The following is a 16,750-nucleotide window of genomic DNA, read 5'->3' on the forward strand; positions in this document are numbered from 1 at the left end:
AGTTAGTTAGCCGATTTGAGCCGGAACGGGATGCTGTGTGAAAAAGATAAACTTCCTTGTATTCGTCGAATACTGCGTCAGTTTCCTATTTTCACTTTGCATCCTTGCCGTTCCTAGCATCATGATTTTACCAACGGAAGTGTGCGAAGGCACGGTTAGCTTCAGCCATACGGTGAGTGTCTTCACGTTTCTTAACTGCTGCACCAGTGTTGTTAGCAGCATCCAAGATTTCTTTTGCAAGACGGTCTTGCATTGTGTGTTCACCACGAAGGCGAGCGATTGTTACCAACCAACGAAGTCCAAGTGTTGTACGACGTTCTGGACGAACTTCAACTGGGACTTGGTAGTTAGATCCACCAACACGACGTGCACGTACTTCAAGTACAGGCATGATGTTTTCCATAGCTGTTTCAAATACTTCAAGTGCATCGTTACCAGTAGCTTCTTTGATTTGCTCAAAAGCACCGTAAACGATTGAAGCAGCTGTACCACGTTTACCATCAAGCATAACGCGGTTGATAAGACGAGTAACTAATTGTGAATTGTAAAGCGGATCTGGCAATACGTCACGTTTTGGAGCTCTATTTTTACGACTCATTTCTCTTTATCCCCTTTCCTTATGCTTTTGGACGTTTAGTACCGTATTTAGAACGGCCTTGTTTACGATCGTTAACACCTGCAGTATCAAGTGCACCACGGACGATATGGTAACGTACCCCTGGAAGGTCTTTTACACGTCCACCACGAAGAAGCACCACACTGTGCTCTTGCAAGTTGTGTCCGATACCTGGGATGTAGGCAGTAACTTCAATAAGGTTGCTCAAACGTACACGAGCAAATTTACGAAGGGCTGAGTTAGGTTTTTTAGGTGTCATAGTTCCAACACGAGTTGCTACACCACGTTTTTGTGGTGAAGAAACGTTTGTTTGAACTTTTTTATGACTGTTGTAACCAACGTTCAAAGCTGGTGATTTAGATTTTTCTACTTTTGATTTACGCGGTTTGCGAACCAATTGGTTAATTGTAGGCATCTACATTCTCCTGTGTTTTTTTTATTTTTGGTGATGATACACTTGGTGACAGCTATCATCTGTGTGTACTTTTGCAACATTTGTCAGCACGTCCCTGTACACTCTTGAGAGACCAAAAGTAAAAAGTACCGTCTAACATTGTACCACTTTTTTTCTATTTTTGTCAATATATTTCTTCTTATTTTTTGACTTCTTTACTCTAAAATCTCTTTGAAAACGGTCACCTACCAGATAGACTCTTCAACCGACCACATAGACAAAGCTTCTTGTAATTGTCAAAAAAATGGTGTTTAATAGATTTGTAAGCAAGAGATCTCTATTACAACTTTATAAAGGAGAAATTATGAAAGTCAGACTTGATATTGATCAGCAATACACCGAAGAGCAAATCATCATAGAAGCACCTGCCTTGTCTTCAAAAATTCAAAAGGTTCAGGACTTTGTACAAAATCTTGAACAAAAAGAAACTCTTAAAGGAAAATACCAAGACCAGGTCTACTTGATTCAGATTAGCAAGATTCAGCGTGTATACATTGAAAATCGTAAGGTTCTGGCCGAAACGGATAGCCAAACCTATGCACTTGACATTCGTCTCTACCAAGCAAGTGAAATTCTACCTGCTTCCTTTATCCAAATTTCCCAATCGGAAATTGTCAACATTGATGCAATTAGTCATCTAAAACTAACCTCTAACGGCTTGATTGAAATTTATCTTAAAAACGACAGTTTCACCTACTCATCTCGCCGTTACCTCAAAGCTATTAAGGAGAAATTAGAACTATGAAAAAACAAGTATTTCACGATGCCACAACTGGTATCCTCGTCGGCCTCATCCTATCTATTATCTTTTCTTTTATCCACTCACCAAGCAACTACGCACCTCTCAGCCCCAACTCTTTGATTGGTCAATTCATGACCCAACATCAGGTGCATGGATCACTCGTCTTACTTTACTGTCTGCTTATCTGGGCAGCGATTGGAGTCCTCTTTAGTTTTGGCGGTCGTCTATTCGCTCAAGATTGGAGCCTTCTTCGTGCGACTGTCACTCACTTCTTCCTTATGTTACTAGGTTTTGTACCTCTAGCAATCCTAGCAGGATGGTTCCCACTTCACTGGACTTTCATCCTTCAACTCATCCCAGAGTTTGCAATCGTCTACCTCATCATCTGGATTGTTCTCTACAAGAGAGAATCTAAAAAAGTTGCACACATCAATCAACTATTGGCTCAGAAGAAATAATGCAACAGAAACCCACTCACAGGACTGAGTGGGTTTTGATTTATAATTTTTGTTTCCATTCTAACAAGAGGTTCATGGCTTGCATCGGTGTCATATTGTACACATCTACTTTAGCCAATTCTGCTAGGATAGGATTTTCTTCCACCGAGTCAAATAGGGAAATTTGTTCAGAAACTGCATGTGTTTGTTTCATTGGAGCAGGACTTTCCTGACCTTGGTTCTCTAATTGCGTTAATATTGCATCTGCCCTTACTAGCAAATCTGTCGGTAACCCTGCAATCTTAGCTACGTGAATACCGTATGATTTGTCTGCTGGTCCTGCTTCGATCTTGTGAAGGAAGGTAACCTGGCCATTTTGCTCCAGCGTAGCCACGTGGACATTTACCAAATGTTGTAAACTAGACTCCAGACTAGTCAACTCATGGTAGTGTGTCGCAAAGAGGGTCTTGGCACCAATATGTTCATGGATATACTCGATAATCGCTTGGGCTAGGGCCATGCCATCATAAGTTGCCGTTCCACGGCCTAGCTCATCAAAAAGGATGAGAGAATGCTCAGTCGCATGAGAAATAGCATTATTAGCTTCCATCATCTCGACCATAAAGGTTGACTGACCGGAAACCAAGTCATCCGCTGCCCCAATACGAGTGAAGATAGCATCAAAAATAGGAAGACTAGCACTCTCAGCTGGAACATAAGATCCCATCTGCGCCATGACTGCTGTCATAGCTAGCTGGCGCATATAGGTTGACTTCCCGCTCATATTAGGCCCTGTAATCAGCTGGATGCTAGTATCTTCATCCATCTGGATACTATTAGGAATATAGGTTTGCGCTCCCATGACCTTTTCAACAACAGCATGACGACCTTTTTGGATATCAATTTGCGACTCTTGCCCAAACTCTGGACGAATCAGGCGTTGATTTTCTGCTACCACTGCCAAGCCTTGTAAGACATCGACAGTGGCGATTCCTTGGGCTAGGGCTTGCAGGCGTTGGATATACTTGCTAACCTCCTCACGGATCCGCATAAAAATTTCGTACTCTAAGTTTGCTGATTTCTCACGCGCCTCTAACATTTCTCCCTCGATACGCGCTAACTCCTCTGTCCCAAAACGCTCAGAGTTTTTCAGCGTGGCCTTACGGAAAAAGTGGGCTGGAACATTACCTAGCTGTGAGTTGGTCACATGGAAATAGTAACCGTCTTTTTTATTGTAATCAATCTTGAGCGTATGGATGCCAGAGTTTTCTCTTTCCTTAGCCTCAATCTCAGCTATCCAGCTGGTTCCTTCTCTCAGCACACGACGGTATTTATCCAAAGTCTCATCAAAGCCCGTCCGAATAATACCTCCTTCGGTAATCACATGAGGTGCCTCTGGAGCAATGGCTGCGCTAATGAGATTTTCCAACTCAGGAATAGCATCTAGTTGTTCAATTAGATAAGCTAGAGCTGGTTGCTCCATTCCTTCTATAATTGCTCGAATTCGTGGAACACTTCCCAAGGTAGTCGCTAATTGCAAGAGGTCTTTAGGATTGCTTTTCCCAAAAGAAACGCGACTAGCAAGGCGCTCAATATCGTAGACTCCCTTGAGGCTTTCTGTTAAATCACTGCGTTCAAAGAAATAATCCAGAAAGACTTGTACAACTTCCTGACGTTCAAGGATACGATCCTTGTCAATCAAGGGACGGTGGATCCAAGAGCGCAAAAGACGCATGCCCATAGCTGTTTTGGTTTCATCCAAAAGCCAGAAAAGACTGCCTTGCTTCTTGCCTGAACGGGCATTCTCAACCAAATCCAGACTGGCCTTGGTCGCATAATCCATCTGCAAGAAATCCTTGATTTCATAGCGGATAACAGGTTTGAGGTGGTTCAATTCCCTCATCTGAGTCCGATGAATATACTGAAGTAGCTTACTGCTGGCAGCCTGTTCAACAGGTGCCAAGCGTGGATCCAGCAAATGTATGTCTTCAAATGATTCTTGCTCATAGGAAAGCACCAAATTCATTTGACGGCTGAGAATCTGTTCTTCCTCTTCGGTTAAGGCATAGCCAATGACAACTTCTCTGGCCTTGAGATTCCGGATTTCACCACAGACCAGGGTAAAATCCAATAAGCCTGTCACATAAAAATCTCCCGTCACTAAGTCCATGTATGCCAAACCAAATTGCTGACCATCACGGTCGATGGCTACCAAAAAGTTGTTTTGACTATCTGGCTTACTACTATCGACGACTGTACCAGGTGTAATGACCTGAACAACCTCGCGTTTTACAACACCAACAGCCTGCTTAGGATCCTCCATCTGCTCAGCAATGGCAACCTTGTAGCCACGCTCAACTAGAACATCGATATATTGTTGGGCAGAGTGATAGGGAACTCCAGCCATGGGAATAGGATTGTCAGCATTCTTATTGCGACTGGTTAGTGAAATTTCTAGTATCTGGGCAGCATTGACTGCATCTTCGTAAAACAACTCATAAAAATCACCCATACGAAAGAGCAAAAAAGCATCTGGATATTGTTTTTTGATATCCACATACTGTTGCATACCTGGTGATAATTTTTCTGTCATCATCCATTCTCTCCTTGTTAAAAATAGTCTTGAGAGAGACTCCCAAGACCTTATCTATCCTTCATCAAATCTAACAAACGATCTTCCATGAGTTTAGCAACATGCTGATCTCGGCAAATCACCAAGAGGGTATTAGCACCCGCAACTGTCCCTAAAATCCATTCATCCTTGTTGTCATCGACAACATTGGCTAAAACCGCGGCTTCACCCAGTTTAGTGTGAAGAACTAAGGTAAACTCAGCTCTTGCCACGCCTTCTAAATGATGGGATAAAAACTCAACCAGGTCAATCTTCTCTGTCTCATTTGCTAGTACGTAGTAGACCATATCATTTTTCTTAACCTTGGTCAAGCCAAGTTCACGAAGGTCACGCGACAAGGTCGTTTGTGTCACAAAAACATTGCGTGCTTCCAAACGATCTTGAATCTCCTTTTGAGTTCCTAACTTCTCCTCAGTGATCATCTGCTTGATCAACTGATGACGTTCTCTTTTTCTCATAACATCCTCTCGAGTGAATATTTATAACATTTTCATCTATTTAATAAGAACATTATACCAAAAAAACCGAATATTTCAAAAAAAATTTCGTCTTTCTTTAAAATTGTGATAAAATAGAAGAAAAGTCCAAAGGAGCCTATAATGAATACAAAACAATTGATCGCTAGTGAATTGGCTAGCGTCATTGATAGCCTGGATCAAGAGGCTATTTTCAATTTACTAGAACAACCAAAAAACTCTGACATGGGAGATATCGCCTTCCCAGCCTTCTCTCTAGCAAAAGTAGAGCGTAAAGCACCTCAAATGATTGCAGCAGATATTGCTGAAAAAATTAATAGCCAAGCCTTTGAAAAAGTTGTTGCGACTGGTCCTTACGTAAACTTTTTCCTTGATAAGTCTGAAATTTCTGGAGCGGTTATCAAAGAAATCATCGAAAAAGGTTCTGACTACGCTCAACAAGATGAAGGCCAAGAGCAAAATATCACCATTGACCTTTCAAGTCCAAATATTGCAAAACCATTCTCTGTTGGTCACTTGCGTTCAACAGTTATCGGTGATGCCCTTTCAAACATCTTCAAAAAAATGGGCTACAACACTATCAAAATCAACCACCTTGGTGACTGGGGTAAACAATTCGGTCTTCTTATGGTAGCCTACAAAAAATGGGGTAGCAAAGAAGCTGTCGAAGCCAATCCGATTGACGAACTGTTGAGACTTTACGTGCGTATCAATGCTGAAATCGAAACTGATCAAACACTTGATGACGAAGGACGTCTCTGGTTTAAAAAATTGGAAGATGGCGATCCAGAAGCTACTCAATTGTGGCAATGGTTCCGTGATGAAAGTTTAGTAGAATTCAACCGCATCTATGAACTCTTGGGTGTTGAATTTGATAGCCTAAACGGAGAAGCCTTCTACAATGATAAGATGGATGAAGCTGTCAAAATCCTTGAAGAAAAAGGTTTGCTTGAAGAATCTCGTGGTGCTAGCATCGTTAACCTGGACGATTTTGAATTGCCACCAGCTATGATCAAAAAATCTGATGGTGCTACTCTTTACATCACCCGTGATATCGCAACTGCTATCTACCGTGCGCGCACTTATAACTTTGTTAAGAACGTCTATGCTGTTGGTCAAGAGCAGTCTAACCACTTCAAACAACTAAAAGCTGTCTTGAAGAAAATGGGATTTGACTGGAGCGATGACATGATTCACGTTGACTTCGGTCTCGTTACTAAGAACCGTCAAAAGCTTTCAACTCGTAAAGGAAACATCATCCTTCTTGAACCAACACTTCAAGAAGCTATCAGCCGTGCCAAGGCTCAAATCGAAGCGAAAAATCCTGACCTTGAAAACAAGGAGCAAGTTGCTCGAGCTGTTGGTGTTGGAGCCGTGAAGTTCTACGACCTTAAAACTGACCGTAGAAACGGTTATGACTTTGACCTTGAAGCAATGGTTTCCTTCGAAGGGGAAACAGGTCCTTATGTCCAATACGCATACGCTCGTATCCAATCTATCTTACGCAAAGCGGATTTCAAACCTGAAGCAGATGCCAACTATAGCTTGAATGATCCTGAGAGCTGGGAAATCATCAAATTGCTTCAAGATTTTGCTCGTGTCATCAAGCGTGCATCTGATAACTATGACCCATCTCTTATCGCTAAATATGCAATCAACTTGGCTCAAGCCTTCAATAAATACTACGCTCACACTCGTATTTTGGATGAAAGTCCAGAACGCGACAGCCGCCTAGCTCTTAGCTATGCAACAGCAGTTGTCCTCAAAGAAGCACTTCGTTTGCTGGGTGTAGAGGCACCAGAGAAGATGTGATTCGCCAAAGTTACTTGATTGCAAAGCAATCTAAGTAACTAACGCCAAATCCTATTGGGACTTTGGCTAGGCGCTTCACTAGTTTTAGGACATAAATATGATCGATTTATGTCCTAAAACGTCGTAATCTTAAAGTAACTGGAACTAAAGTTCCTAGTCTCTTGACGGTAATCGCTATCGGGCGATTTACCTAAACACTTTACTAATTCATCTAAAAAATAACATCGATTTGTTTAGATTACGGATCTTGGTTTGGTACTAGAGTCAGGGGCAGAACAACCACTATTTTAGCTTAGCTATCGTCTGCCTGATTTTATATTGTCATTACTTGAAGAGTCTGGGACAAAAGTCCTAGCCTCTCAATTGTCTTTGGATTGTCGAGCAAGACGCAGTGGTTGAGTGGGCTCTACTACACTGATTTCATCAGCTTTTACAGCCCTACTCAACTGTGCGGAGGTGGGACGACGAAATCGAATTCTAACGAATTACCGATTTCTGTCCCACTCTCTTTTCTCTTGTTATTAACTTCTTTATCACACAGGGAGAGACTTTATGAGCCAATATGCTTATATTTTAGTTGTCATCAGTCTTGTCGTTCTTTTTCTCATCAACAAATACGAAAAGGAAAAACTACAAGGCCTTCTACAAGAACAGCTTTTAAAGGATGAAACTTTTCGAGCTACTATCAAGGAAAAAATTCAAACAACAGAAAACATCAACGATGTCATAGACTACATCAACAAGGGATATCGTTTGGGAATCATGATTTCAAAGGAAATTGTGGAAGACATCAGAAAATGAGGCTGGGACAGTAGTCCTAGCCTCTCAATTGTCTTTGGATTGTCGAGCAAGACGCAGTGGTTGAGTGGGCTCTACTACGCTGATTTCATCAGCTTTTACAACCCTACTCAACTGTGCGGAGGTGAGACTACGAAATCGAATTCTAATGAATTACCGATTTCTGTCCCACTCTCATTTTTTCCGGAGAACTAAGATTCCCACCAGTATAACAATCCCTAGTGATGCCATAGTTCCGTATGCTGACAAACTTTCATCAAGAAATTTCTTGGAGAACTGCAACAGAGCGAACTCTAAGAGTAGCAAGGCACTGCATAGCATAATATCCTTGAAGCTTGGTTTTCGTTTTATATACTTTAAAAATGATCTCTGTAGTTTACTCATTTCGATTGTTCCCTTTTTAAGTAAATCCTTTATTCATAGAACAAAACTCTTCCTCAGAAAATCTGGCCTCTTACAAAGCTTCTAATTCATAGAGTTCTGCGATAATCCCTGCAACCTTTTTAATATCTCCCAGCATTCCACGCATCTCAAAGTCAGCCAATACAGGGAAACCAAAGCGTTGGCTGTATTGTCTAGCCGTCAAACAGTATTGGTTGTTAAAGTTACGATTACCGGATCCTACAACACCAAAACACTTGCTGGCATTGTCACCGTAAGCAATAAATTCCCCTACTGGAGTGGTCAAAATCTCCACATCACCATTATCAACACCATTGCCACCTTCTAGATAAGTCGGTAGAAAAGCCACATATGGATTGGTCATTTCAAAGAAGTCTTCCCCTTCCTTGACCAAATCTTTAATATGAATTTTTTCTACTTCGATGTTCTCATACTGTTCTAATAGGTAGGCCTTCAGACGTGTAACGAAACTCTCCGTATTTCCGCTCAGACTGATATAGACTAAGGAAATTTTTTTCATTTTCTCCTCCTTTTTTTGAATCATAAAAAATAACTACCAAGATTGTATCTTGATAGTTATGCTTTGTCAACTCTTAGGCAAGTTCTTCCTCTTCTTGAGCTTCTGTTAATTCTTTCTGCTGACGCCACATCTTATAGAAGACGATTGCTAGGAAGATAACATTGAGTACAACCCCAAAAATAGCAGAGCCTTTAGCACCTAGTTCAGCTCCCATACGGACGTTAGGGTCTGTAAAAAGTGAAAGTGCATCTTGGACTCCTACAAAGTTGTAGATAGAACCAAGGATAGCTAGAAAGACATAGCCGATATAGGCATAATTAGCCAACTGGATGTTTTTACGAACGAGGAAGACCAAAGCAACCACAACTAAAATAGCTGATAAGACAACTAAAATCATGTTAAAAATTGAATGGGCATGTTCAGTTACTTTAATCGTGTAGGCAATCAGTTCCTTAGCATAAGTAGCATCTACACCTGACGACTCAATATTACCCATACTTTCTGCAGTAGGTACTGGAGAGATGAGCCCAAATAGCGATATTGCTGAGAGTAAGGCTGATAAAATCAGCAACACCCAAAGATAGATTGGTTTCTTTTTCATAAAAGTAACCTCCTCATATTTTTTTAATTATTATAGCATATTTTACGAAGGAGAACAACTGTTACAAGTTCGTTTCCACCTGTTTACGGTAGGCTTTAGGAGACTTCCCACACAGTTTTCGAAAAACCTTATAGAAATAACCTACATTACTGTATCCAACCGTATAGCAGATATCCTCAATACTATCATTTGTAGATAGCAAGAGCTGCTGAGCTGCCTTGATACGTTGCTTATTGAGAAGCTCTGCAAAGGTGGAATTGGTTTCCTTCTTGATCAACTGCCCCAAATAAACAGGATTGATAAAGAGATCCTTGCTGATATCCTTGAGAGAAAGCTCTTTTTGGTAATCTCTACCAATAACTTCAAGTACACTGACCACATTTTCATTCATTCGATATTGGCCGAAGAAGGATGTCAAGGTTTCCTTGGTATAAGCGACTAAATCCTCAAAAGTTGTAATAGCATGAATGTTCTTGACAATATCTGTCATATCGTCTGCTTTCAAATGTTCAAAAAGATGGAAGACATCCATGACAAACTGGGTAAAGAGCTGCTTTGTGATAGATACTCTCGGTGTATTTTCTAAGACAATCTTCTCAAGCAAGGTCAATTCATCAATAATTTGCTGGAGATTTCCTTGAATAATCACCCGATAGATAGGTTCGTAGTAAGAAAAGAGACTTTCAGACTGATCTAAATTGACCGATCCATAAAAGAGAGTCTTTTCAACATCACGCTTCCACTTTTCAAAGTTGATTTGATAAGGAGCTTCAAAAGGCATGACTAGCAAACCCTCAAATTCCTGATCTGCAAGGACGATTTGCCAGTCCTGACCTAGAACATAGTAGGGAATGACAAAATCCCCTTGTTTTTCTTTTGAAAGCCCAATCCACCAGTTTTCTTTTTGGGTGAGATGAGTCTTGAATGCTTCCTCATCCAGTTGCTGACTCAAAATTTCTGGTTCTTGAACCTTCTCACGAAGTTGAGTGACGATTTTTTCAAGTAAATGTCCCAGCTCAACCTTATCGACTGGTTTAACCAGATAATCAACCACGCTGAGATTCATAGCTTTTTTGACGTAGTCAAATTCTTGATAGCCCGATAGTAGGATATAATAAGCATCTGGCAACAAGTCCTTCATTTCCTGAATCATTTCAAGTCCTGTTTTGTCAGGCATGTTGACGTCAGATATCACAATATCCACAGGATGTTCTCGGACATAGTCAAGAGCGTCGTCAGCATGATTGGCTATAGCAACGACTTCCATATCCCATTTTTCAAAAGGAATCAAACGCTTGAGACCTTCGGTAATCATGTACTCGTCGTCCACTAATAGTACTTTATACATCTTTATCCTTTCTCCTCATCCTGAATAGTAATTCGATAACGAACACCTTGATGTTCCATTGATTCTACACTAATGTTATAGCGGTCCCCAAAATAGAGAACAAAACGTTCATGAACATTGACGATACCGATGGACTGTCGTTTTCCACTATAATCCACTGTGTGTTCAAACGTTCTTTGGGCTAATTTAGTTTGAATTTCTGCTAATTTTTCAGCAGACATCCCGCGACCATTATCCACCACTAAAATTTCGACATAGCCCTCTTGTTTCAAAGCCTTTATACTGATAACATTATCCGTTCTTCTGTGATCAACTCCATGGGCAAAATAATTCTCCACCAAGGGCTGGAGGGTAAATTTTGGAATCCGCATTTCTTTTAGCTTGGGATCAATTTTAAAGCCATAGGCGATTGACTTGGGATAGCGAACCATACAGAGATAGCTATATTTGCGACAAAACTCTACTTCTTGCTTGAGCGTCGTTTCTCGTTCATCAGAGATGTTGTTGCGCAAGAGACTACTGAATTCGTAGATAATATCTGCCAATTCATTCTGATCTGCCATGACTGCATACATTCGTAAAAATTCGAGGGTATTGTACATAAAATGCGGATTAATTTGAGCTTGCAATGCCCGCATATTGGCATCTTTTTGACTAAGCTCCAGCTGGTAAATATCGTGGATATTTCTCTCCAGTCGGTCCAACATATCATTTGTCGTTTCCGCAATTAAAAGCAACTCCTGATCCTTTTTGGTAAGATCAATCCGCTTACCTTGCTCGCCTTGCGCAATATCATGGATTGTCTCCACTAGGTCAACAACTTGTGCTTGATACTTGGAGAATGTCTTCTTCAAAGTCGCATATAAAATGACGATAAAGAGGGCACTGAGGGCAAGGATGATGCCTGAACTAGCCATACTGCCACTAAGTACATAATCTCTAGGAACAGCTACTTGAACCTGATAGCCATGCGATGTTACAGCAAGCAACCAATTTTCACGATCACTTTTTTCACCCAGATGAAACATATCCGTTTCAAAAGGGGAGGTAATGGTCACAGCGATGGGAATGGTTCCTCTGGTATTGTCAATAGCCTTATAAAAAACATCAGAAGTCACAGAAATGTAGATCACACCTAAAGGCAGGTCTGATACTGGGTCCGATACTGGGATGGCAAAACTATTAGCTTCTGGCTTGAAACCTTCAGCAGGTAGTTTATAGCCACTACGATTGTCTCTTTTGGAGACATAAACTTCTGTCGAATCCTGTAAAACGATGGCTACGCCTGTTACAAAATCATTGCGCACATAGAGATCATCGATATTTTCATAGATGGATACCGAAATATAAGGCGATGCCTTACGCTCTAGTTGCCAATAAAAATAATCGGGGGTGCTGAGGCTAAAGTACTTATAAATCCCTTCGATGCGTGCCTGATTTTCTACTAAATCTTGAGCTAAACGAGCTGACTCACGATAATAATATTCAACCTCATTCACTGTCCGTGTTAAAACCCGCTGGGTAACATGCTCCGCTTCTTTTTCGCGATTATCCCAGTTTACATAGGAAATCAAAAGGGCAAAACTGGCAATGATGACAATCATCACCCAGCTATAGGTTCGAAGGAGCGAATGAAGCCAAAACTGTTTCATTCTATTTGGACGCCAATTTTTCATGAATGTTTTCATAAACGGGCTCCAATAAATCACTAATAAAGAAATGCCACATTCCAATTCCCACAAAAATGATGAGAGCCGGCATGTAGAAGGCAATGATGGCTAACAAGACACTTCCAAGAAGAATCTTAGCCATAGCTGATAGACTCATAAAAATTCCGATGAAGGCAAGCTTTAGAGTATTTTTGTAGGATAATTCAAAGTAAACCTGCAATTTTAAAGACACTGCATAGGCTAAAAATACCAAGACTGACAGAAAGATATTTAGAAAGGTTGCTGCCAAGTGGATGATGGTCTGATGCGGCAATTGAACCATCAGATACAAACCATAAATCAAGAGCAAATCAAGTCCAAAAAAGGTATAAAAACTGAGATTGCTTTTAATAAAATTACTCTTATATAGAGTCCAAGCTTCCTTAAAACGATAAGCACGGTAAGAATAGCCGTGTTCTGCAAATAAACTCATGAGAGTCGCACTAGCTGGCGCAATACCAAAAACCACACCTCCTGCTAGTGTCAATAACCAAAAATAAGCTGTAGCTATCATCCCCAAAAAGAAACGATGAAAGACTAGCTCAATGAAATTTCCCACGGTTTGCCTCCTAAAAAATAATCTAGAACTATTATAACATATTTCAAGCGCTCTCAAAAAAGAAGAGGAAAGAAAAGATAGCGAGAGTTAAACTCGCTACTTTTTTAGTAACAAGTCCGGAGTAAGCATCCATCCTTGTCAAAGGTGTACAAATAAATAAGTATATAGTTGTTTAATAAAGGTATTTGTACTATAGTAAAGATAGATAGAGATACCGATTAATGACCAAAGAGGGTTTCAGAAAAGTTAAACATCTTTGCAGATTAAATAATTACTATTCAAATCAATTATTGGCTTTATAAAATAACGAAAGGAGTATGAATCATGAGTATTTTTACTTTAAGAGTTACGTTGGTGTGTATTGCTCTTGTATTGAATCTTTTCTCTGATAAATTGTTCAAACAACATGCAAAAAGCGGGAGAATAATTTGTGATATAATCTTATTAGTCGCTTACTTATTAACATATCTGTTCTAAATTATTTTAAGAATACAGGAATTTGTTTGTCCTGTATTCTTTTTTTCTGCCAAAATGTACATTGAGAAAATAAATAACAAGTTGAGAAAATAAACCAAATTAGAAACGAAAAAAGAGAATGAAAAAGGTAGTGATTGAACTGAAATATAGTGAAATGTATGAAAATTGGAAAAAAGAAAAAACGCTTAAAATCAGCGTTTTTCTTCTGTATTGATTCGTATTGAATGCTTACTTAGCTTCTGTAAAAATTAACTTATACTCTTACAAAGCTTATTCTGATAGACTTTATAACTGTCTGCGTAAAAAAGGGAGAGATTCATATAATACCTAGATTTTCCAAAAATTCTTTATCAACCTGAAAACCTGGTTTGATAAGTATGGGTTTCACTATATTTCAAGACTTCTCTATAATAGACTTTTATACACTCCATTATATTTTATAATTTGAGAAAATTTGATTTAAGTCGTTGAAAAAAGGGAAATATCTTCTATATTTTAACTATTCTCACTATCATGTATATCTTGCAACAGATTAAGTAGGAAATAAAAAATTAACCTATTCTGCTTTTATCAAACCTAATGTTTCTATAAAACATAACTTAATATTTCCTATACTCTTTATCTATATGGAATCTTTGATAAGCTTATATCTATCTCCGGATCTAAATAATTAATATATGGACCTATAAAATCGATATCTATTGCTTTAGGCCCAATAATAACCTCACTATATTTACTAGAATCATTATCTACATCACTCAAATATGTATACAAAAATGGAAATGGGTAACCTTCTTTCTCTTTACATTCAATCTCAAATTTTAAATTATCAGGATCAGAAAGTACAATTCTGTACTCCTCTTCATAAGAATAGTCGACCGTTTTAAATAAAAAACTTATATCTTGTTGAATATTAGAAATAACCTCAGGATATTTGTCCTTTCTACTTCCTTTTATTTTTTTGCATGTTTTTTTCAAGTCTTCTAACATACTTTTTAATGATGTTTCATCTGGTTTGTCCATATGACTTACATGTACTTCACCATCTGAACTAAGATAACAAACTCGATAGATATCTGCTTGAGAATCAGAAACTATTTTTTCTAAAAAATTATTCTTCAATCTGATAAAGGCACCTTCCCCATTGTCCCCATATTGTTGCCACATTGGAAGAATGTCAACATTCGGTGTGAGACTCATCATATAAATATGGGATGGTAAAAAATCCTTCTGATGATATGAACTATCTAAAAAGTTCGTGATTACTTTTCCTTCCAACGGATCATTCATTAATCTAGAATTTGTTAGCCTTAAGTAATCACCTTTGTCCTGACTAGTTAAATCTTCATTGTTTATACTATCATCATTTCTCATTTTTTGAAAAATTTTATTCTTTTGACTCTCTAACAAAATTTTTAGTGTAGACATTGAAGTATAATGTCCTAAGTAGATTTTCTTTTCTTGTAAAAAATTTCTATCGATTTTTAAAAAATTTTTAATACTTTCGATTTTTTCATAAGCTTGATTAACAAACTCATCTAATTTTAATAGTTTCTTTTTTATAGACTCACTTGTATATTTATTTTTAATTCTTTCTATAATTTCTGCGAAATCCGAATATTCCCCTTTCCCTTCATAAATATGTTTTTGAGTAAAATCTAAGAAGTCCTCAGCTAACATTACAGAACTAAGGTCATCAAAAAAACTATCATAAAGTATTTTATAATCTATAGCAAATTGATGGTCCTCATATAATTTTATCGATTCAGATAACATCAAATAATTTGCTTTATTATCAGTATTAAATATTAAAGATGATAGATCAAATAAAAAATTTGCAATCGTACCTTTTTTATTTTTCGAAAATTTTTCACTTCCATAATCGTTCAAAAAATTATCAAAGTTTTCTTTTGTAAATATAATATCTCCAAGTCCATTTAAAAACTTCCCATACCCTTTACCACTACGTTTCAAAAACTTATAGTAGAGAGGATTTGTTCCAAGTGAATATACCTTTTTTTCGAGATTAAATTTCTCGAAATTCTGATATTCACCAGGTAAAAGATAATCATAATCTGTATCATCTAAAAAAAACAAATGAAGAATACCGAGAATTCTGATTCTCAATTTATTATTATTATCTTTATAATATAAATATAGAACAAAATTTTTCATCTGTTCGTTTCTTCTTGAAAGAAAAAGCAAAAAGTGGCATCATTCTTATCGTCATAAGTAAAGTTTTCTTGAGAAGCATCTTTTTGAGCAAAATATATTTTAACAGGCATATAACACTTGTTCCTTTATATTATCAATTTGATAATTTTATTATATATCATTTTATGATATTAATAAAGCTAGAAATTAAAAATAATGTTAATCGTAATTCATTTATAAAATAAAAAATTTTATCTAAAAAAAGTATTTCTAAATATCTATCTCGTTTTAGAGGGTTCACATTTCTATATAAAATCTGTAGTTTGCTATCAGTAGACTTTAGAGATATTGAATCTATATTTTTATTCTATTAACAAAAGTTTTAATTCTGCTTTTTTCAAGCCTGTTCATCAGTGAGTTTATTTTTGTTCCACGAATAAGCAATATTTTCCTATTGGTCATAAATCAACAAAATTAGAAGCAAAAAAAGGTAGAGAAAAAGGTAGAGATTGAACTGAAATATAGTGAAATGTATTGAAATTGAAAAAAAGAAAAAACGCTTAAAATGTACTGACCCCAAAAAGTTAGACAATTAATTTACCCAAAGGATTTAGTTCTGTATTGTACAGGACTAAGTCCTTTTAGTTTTACCTTAATTCGTTTGTTGTTGTAGTAATTGATATAGTCTACAATAGCTTGTTCCAATTGATTAAGTGATTTAAAGGTTTTCTCATAGCCATAAAACATTTCGGATTTTAAAATGCCAAAGAAAGATTCCATCATGCCGTTGTCTGGGCTGTTGCCCTTACGTGACATAGATGCTCGAATTCCCTTACTTTCTAGGAACCGATGATAAGAATCGTGTTGGTATTGCCAGCCTTGATCGCTATGGAGAATCGTATTCTCATAGTACTTCTCTGTGAAGGCCTGTTTTAACATGCTCTTCACTTGTTCCAAGTTCGGTGAAGTAGAAAGATGATAAGCGATGATTTCGCTGTTGAAACCATCTAAAA

General features: G+C 38.0%; 15 protein-coding genes. 4 read left to right on the plus strand and 11 right to left on the minus strand.

Annotated features, from left to right (window positions below):
- Nucleotides 1-127 precede the first annotated feature (127 nt).
- On the minus strand, nt 128-598 hold the full coding sequence (gene rpsG, locus QM887_RS04575; RefSeq protein ID WP_000087873.1) for a 30S ribosomal protein S7: 471 nt from the start codon (nt 596-598) through the stop codon (nt 128-130).
- 19 nt (nt 599-617) lie between these two features.
- Complete coding sequence (gene rpsL, locus QM887_RS04580; RefSeq protein WP_001142332.1) at nt 618-1,031, minus strand: 30S ribosomal protein S12; 414 nt, start codon at nt 1,029-1,031, stop codon at nt 618-620.
- Nucleotides 1,032-1,374: 343 nt separating this feature from the next.
- On the opposite strand from rpsL, the gene QM887_RS04585 reads away from it, so the two are divergent.
- A complete protein-coding gene (locus QM887_RS04585; RefSeq protein ID WP_414270720.1) occupies nt 1,375-1,815 on the plus strand; it encodes a LytTR family DNA-binding domain-containing protein in 441 nt (146 codons plus the stop codon).
- Entirely contained in the window at nt 1,812-2,270 is a 459-nt protein-coding gene (locus tag QM887_RS04590; protein WP_414270721.1) for a DUF3021 domain-containing protein, read from the plus strand. The genes QM887_RS04585 and QM887_RS04590 overlap by 4 nt, the downstream gene beginning before the upstream one ends.
- A gap of 40 nt (nt 2,271-2,310) precedes the next feature.
- On the opposite strand, the gene mutS is transcribed toward QM887_RS04590, so the two are convergent.
- Together mutS and argR are read right to left on the minus strand one after the other, a co-directional pair.
- Entirely contained in the window at nt 2,311-4,845 is a 2,535-nt protein-coding gene (gene mutS / locus QM887_RS04595) for a DNA mismatch repair protein MutS (RefSeq protein WP_414270723.1), read from the minus strand.
- A 47-nt stretch (nt 4,846-4,892) separates the two neighbouring features.
- The gene (argR, locus tag QM887_RS04600) at nt 4,893-5,339 is read right to left on the minus strand and encodes an arginine repressor (RefSeq protein WP_414270725.1); all 447 of its coding nucleotides are present in this window, start codon (nt 5,337-5,339) and stop codon (nt 4,893-4,895) included.
- A 141-nt stretch (nt 5,340-5,480) separates the two neighbouring features.
- On the opposite strand from argR, the gene argS reads away from it, so the two are divergent.
- Together argS and QM887_RS04610 are read left to right on the plus strand one after the other, a co-directional pair.
- Nucleotides 5,481-7,169 carry an arginine--tRNA ligase gene (argS, locus tag QM887_RS04605; RefSeq protein WP_414270727.1) on the plus strand — a complete coding sequence of 563 codons (1,689 nt, stop codon included), beginning with the start codon at nt 5,481-5,483 and terminating at the stop codon, nt 7,167-7,169.
- 552 nt (nt 7,170-7,721) lie between these two features.
- Complete coding sequence (locus QM887_RS04610) at nt 7,722-7,970, plus strand: MarR family transcriptional regulator (protein WP_414270728.1); 249 nt, start codon at nt 7,722-7,724, stop codon at nt 7,968-7,970.
- Between the two features lie 451 nt (nt 7,971-8,421).
- Here QM887_RS04610 and nrdI read toward each other — a convergent pair whose 3' ends face one another.
- The 7 genes from nrdI to QM887_RS04645 all read right to left on the minus strand — a co-directional run.
- A complete protein-coding gene (gene nrdI, locus QM887_RS04615; protein WP_414270730.1) occupies nt 8,422-8,889 on the minus strand; it encodes a class Ib ribonucleoside-diphosphate reductase assembly flavoprotein NrdI in 468 nt (155 codons plus the stop codon).
- Between the two features lie 73 nt (nt 8,890-8,962).
- Nucleotides 8,963-9,490, minus strand: a complete 528-nt coding sequence (locus QM887_RS04620) for an ABC transporter permease (protein WP_075229748.1) — start codon at nt 9,488-9,490, stop codon at nt 8,963-8,965.
- 61 nt (nt 9,491-9,551) lie between these two features.
- Nucleotides 9,552-10,838 carry a response regulator gene (locus tag QM887_RS04625; RefSeq protein WP_414270731.1) on the minus strand — a complete coding sequence of 429 codons (1,287 nt, stop codon included), beginning with the start codon at nt 10,836-10,838 and terminating at the stop codon, nt 9,552-9,554.
- A 2-nt stretch (nt 10,839-10,840) separates the two neighbouring features.
- Nucleotides 10,841-12,514, minus strand: coding sequence for a sensor histidine kinase (locus QM887_RS04630; protein ID WP_414270737.1), 1,674 nt, complete (start codon nt 12,512-12,514; stop codon nt 10,841-10,843).
- Nucleotides 12,492-13,106 (minus strand): YesL family protein, encoded by a 615-nt coding sequence (locus QM887_RS04635; protein ID WP_414270732.1) that lies wholly within the window; start codon nt 13,104-13,106, stop codon nt 12,492-12,494. The genes QM887_RS04630 and QM887_RS04635 overlap by 23 nt, the downstream gene beginning before the upstream one ends.
- Before the next feature lie 1,095 nt (nt 13,107-14,201).
- A complete protein-coding gene (locus tag QM887_RS04640; protein WP_414270734.1) occupies nt 14,202-15,758 on the minus strand; it encodes a DUF2971 domain-containing protein in 1,557 nt (518 codons plus the stop codon).
- A 576-nt stretch (nt 15,759-16,334) separates the two neighbouring features.
- The coding region (locus QM887_RS04645; protein WP_414270735.1) for an IS3 family transposase at nt 16,335-16,750 on the minus strand (416 nt) is incomplete at its 5' end.

This window comes from Streptococcus infantis (genome assembly GCF_047460875.1).
Taxonomy (GTDB): Bacteria; Bacillota; Bacilli; order Lactobacillales; family Streptococcaceae; genus Streptococcus; species Streptococcus infantis_AA.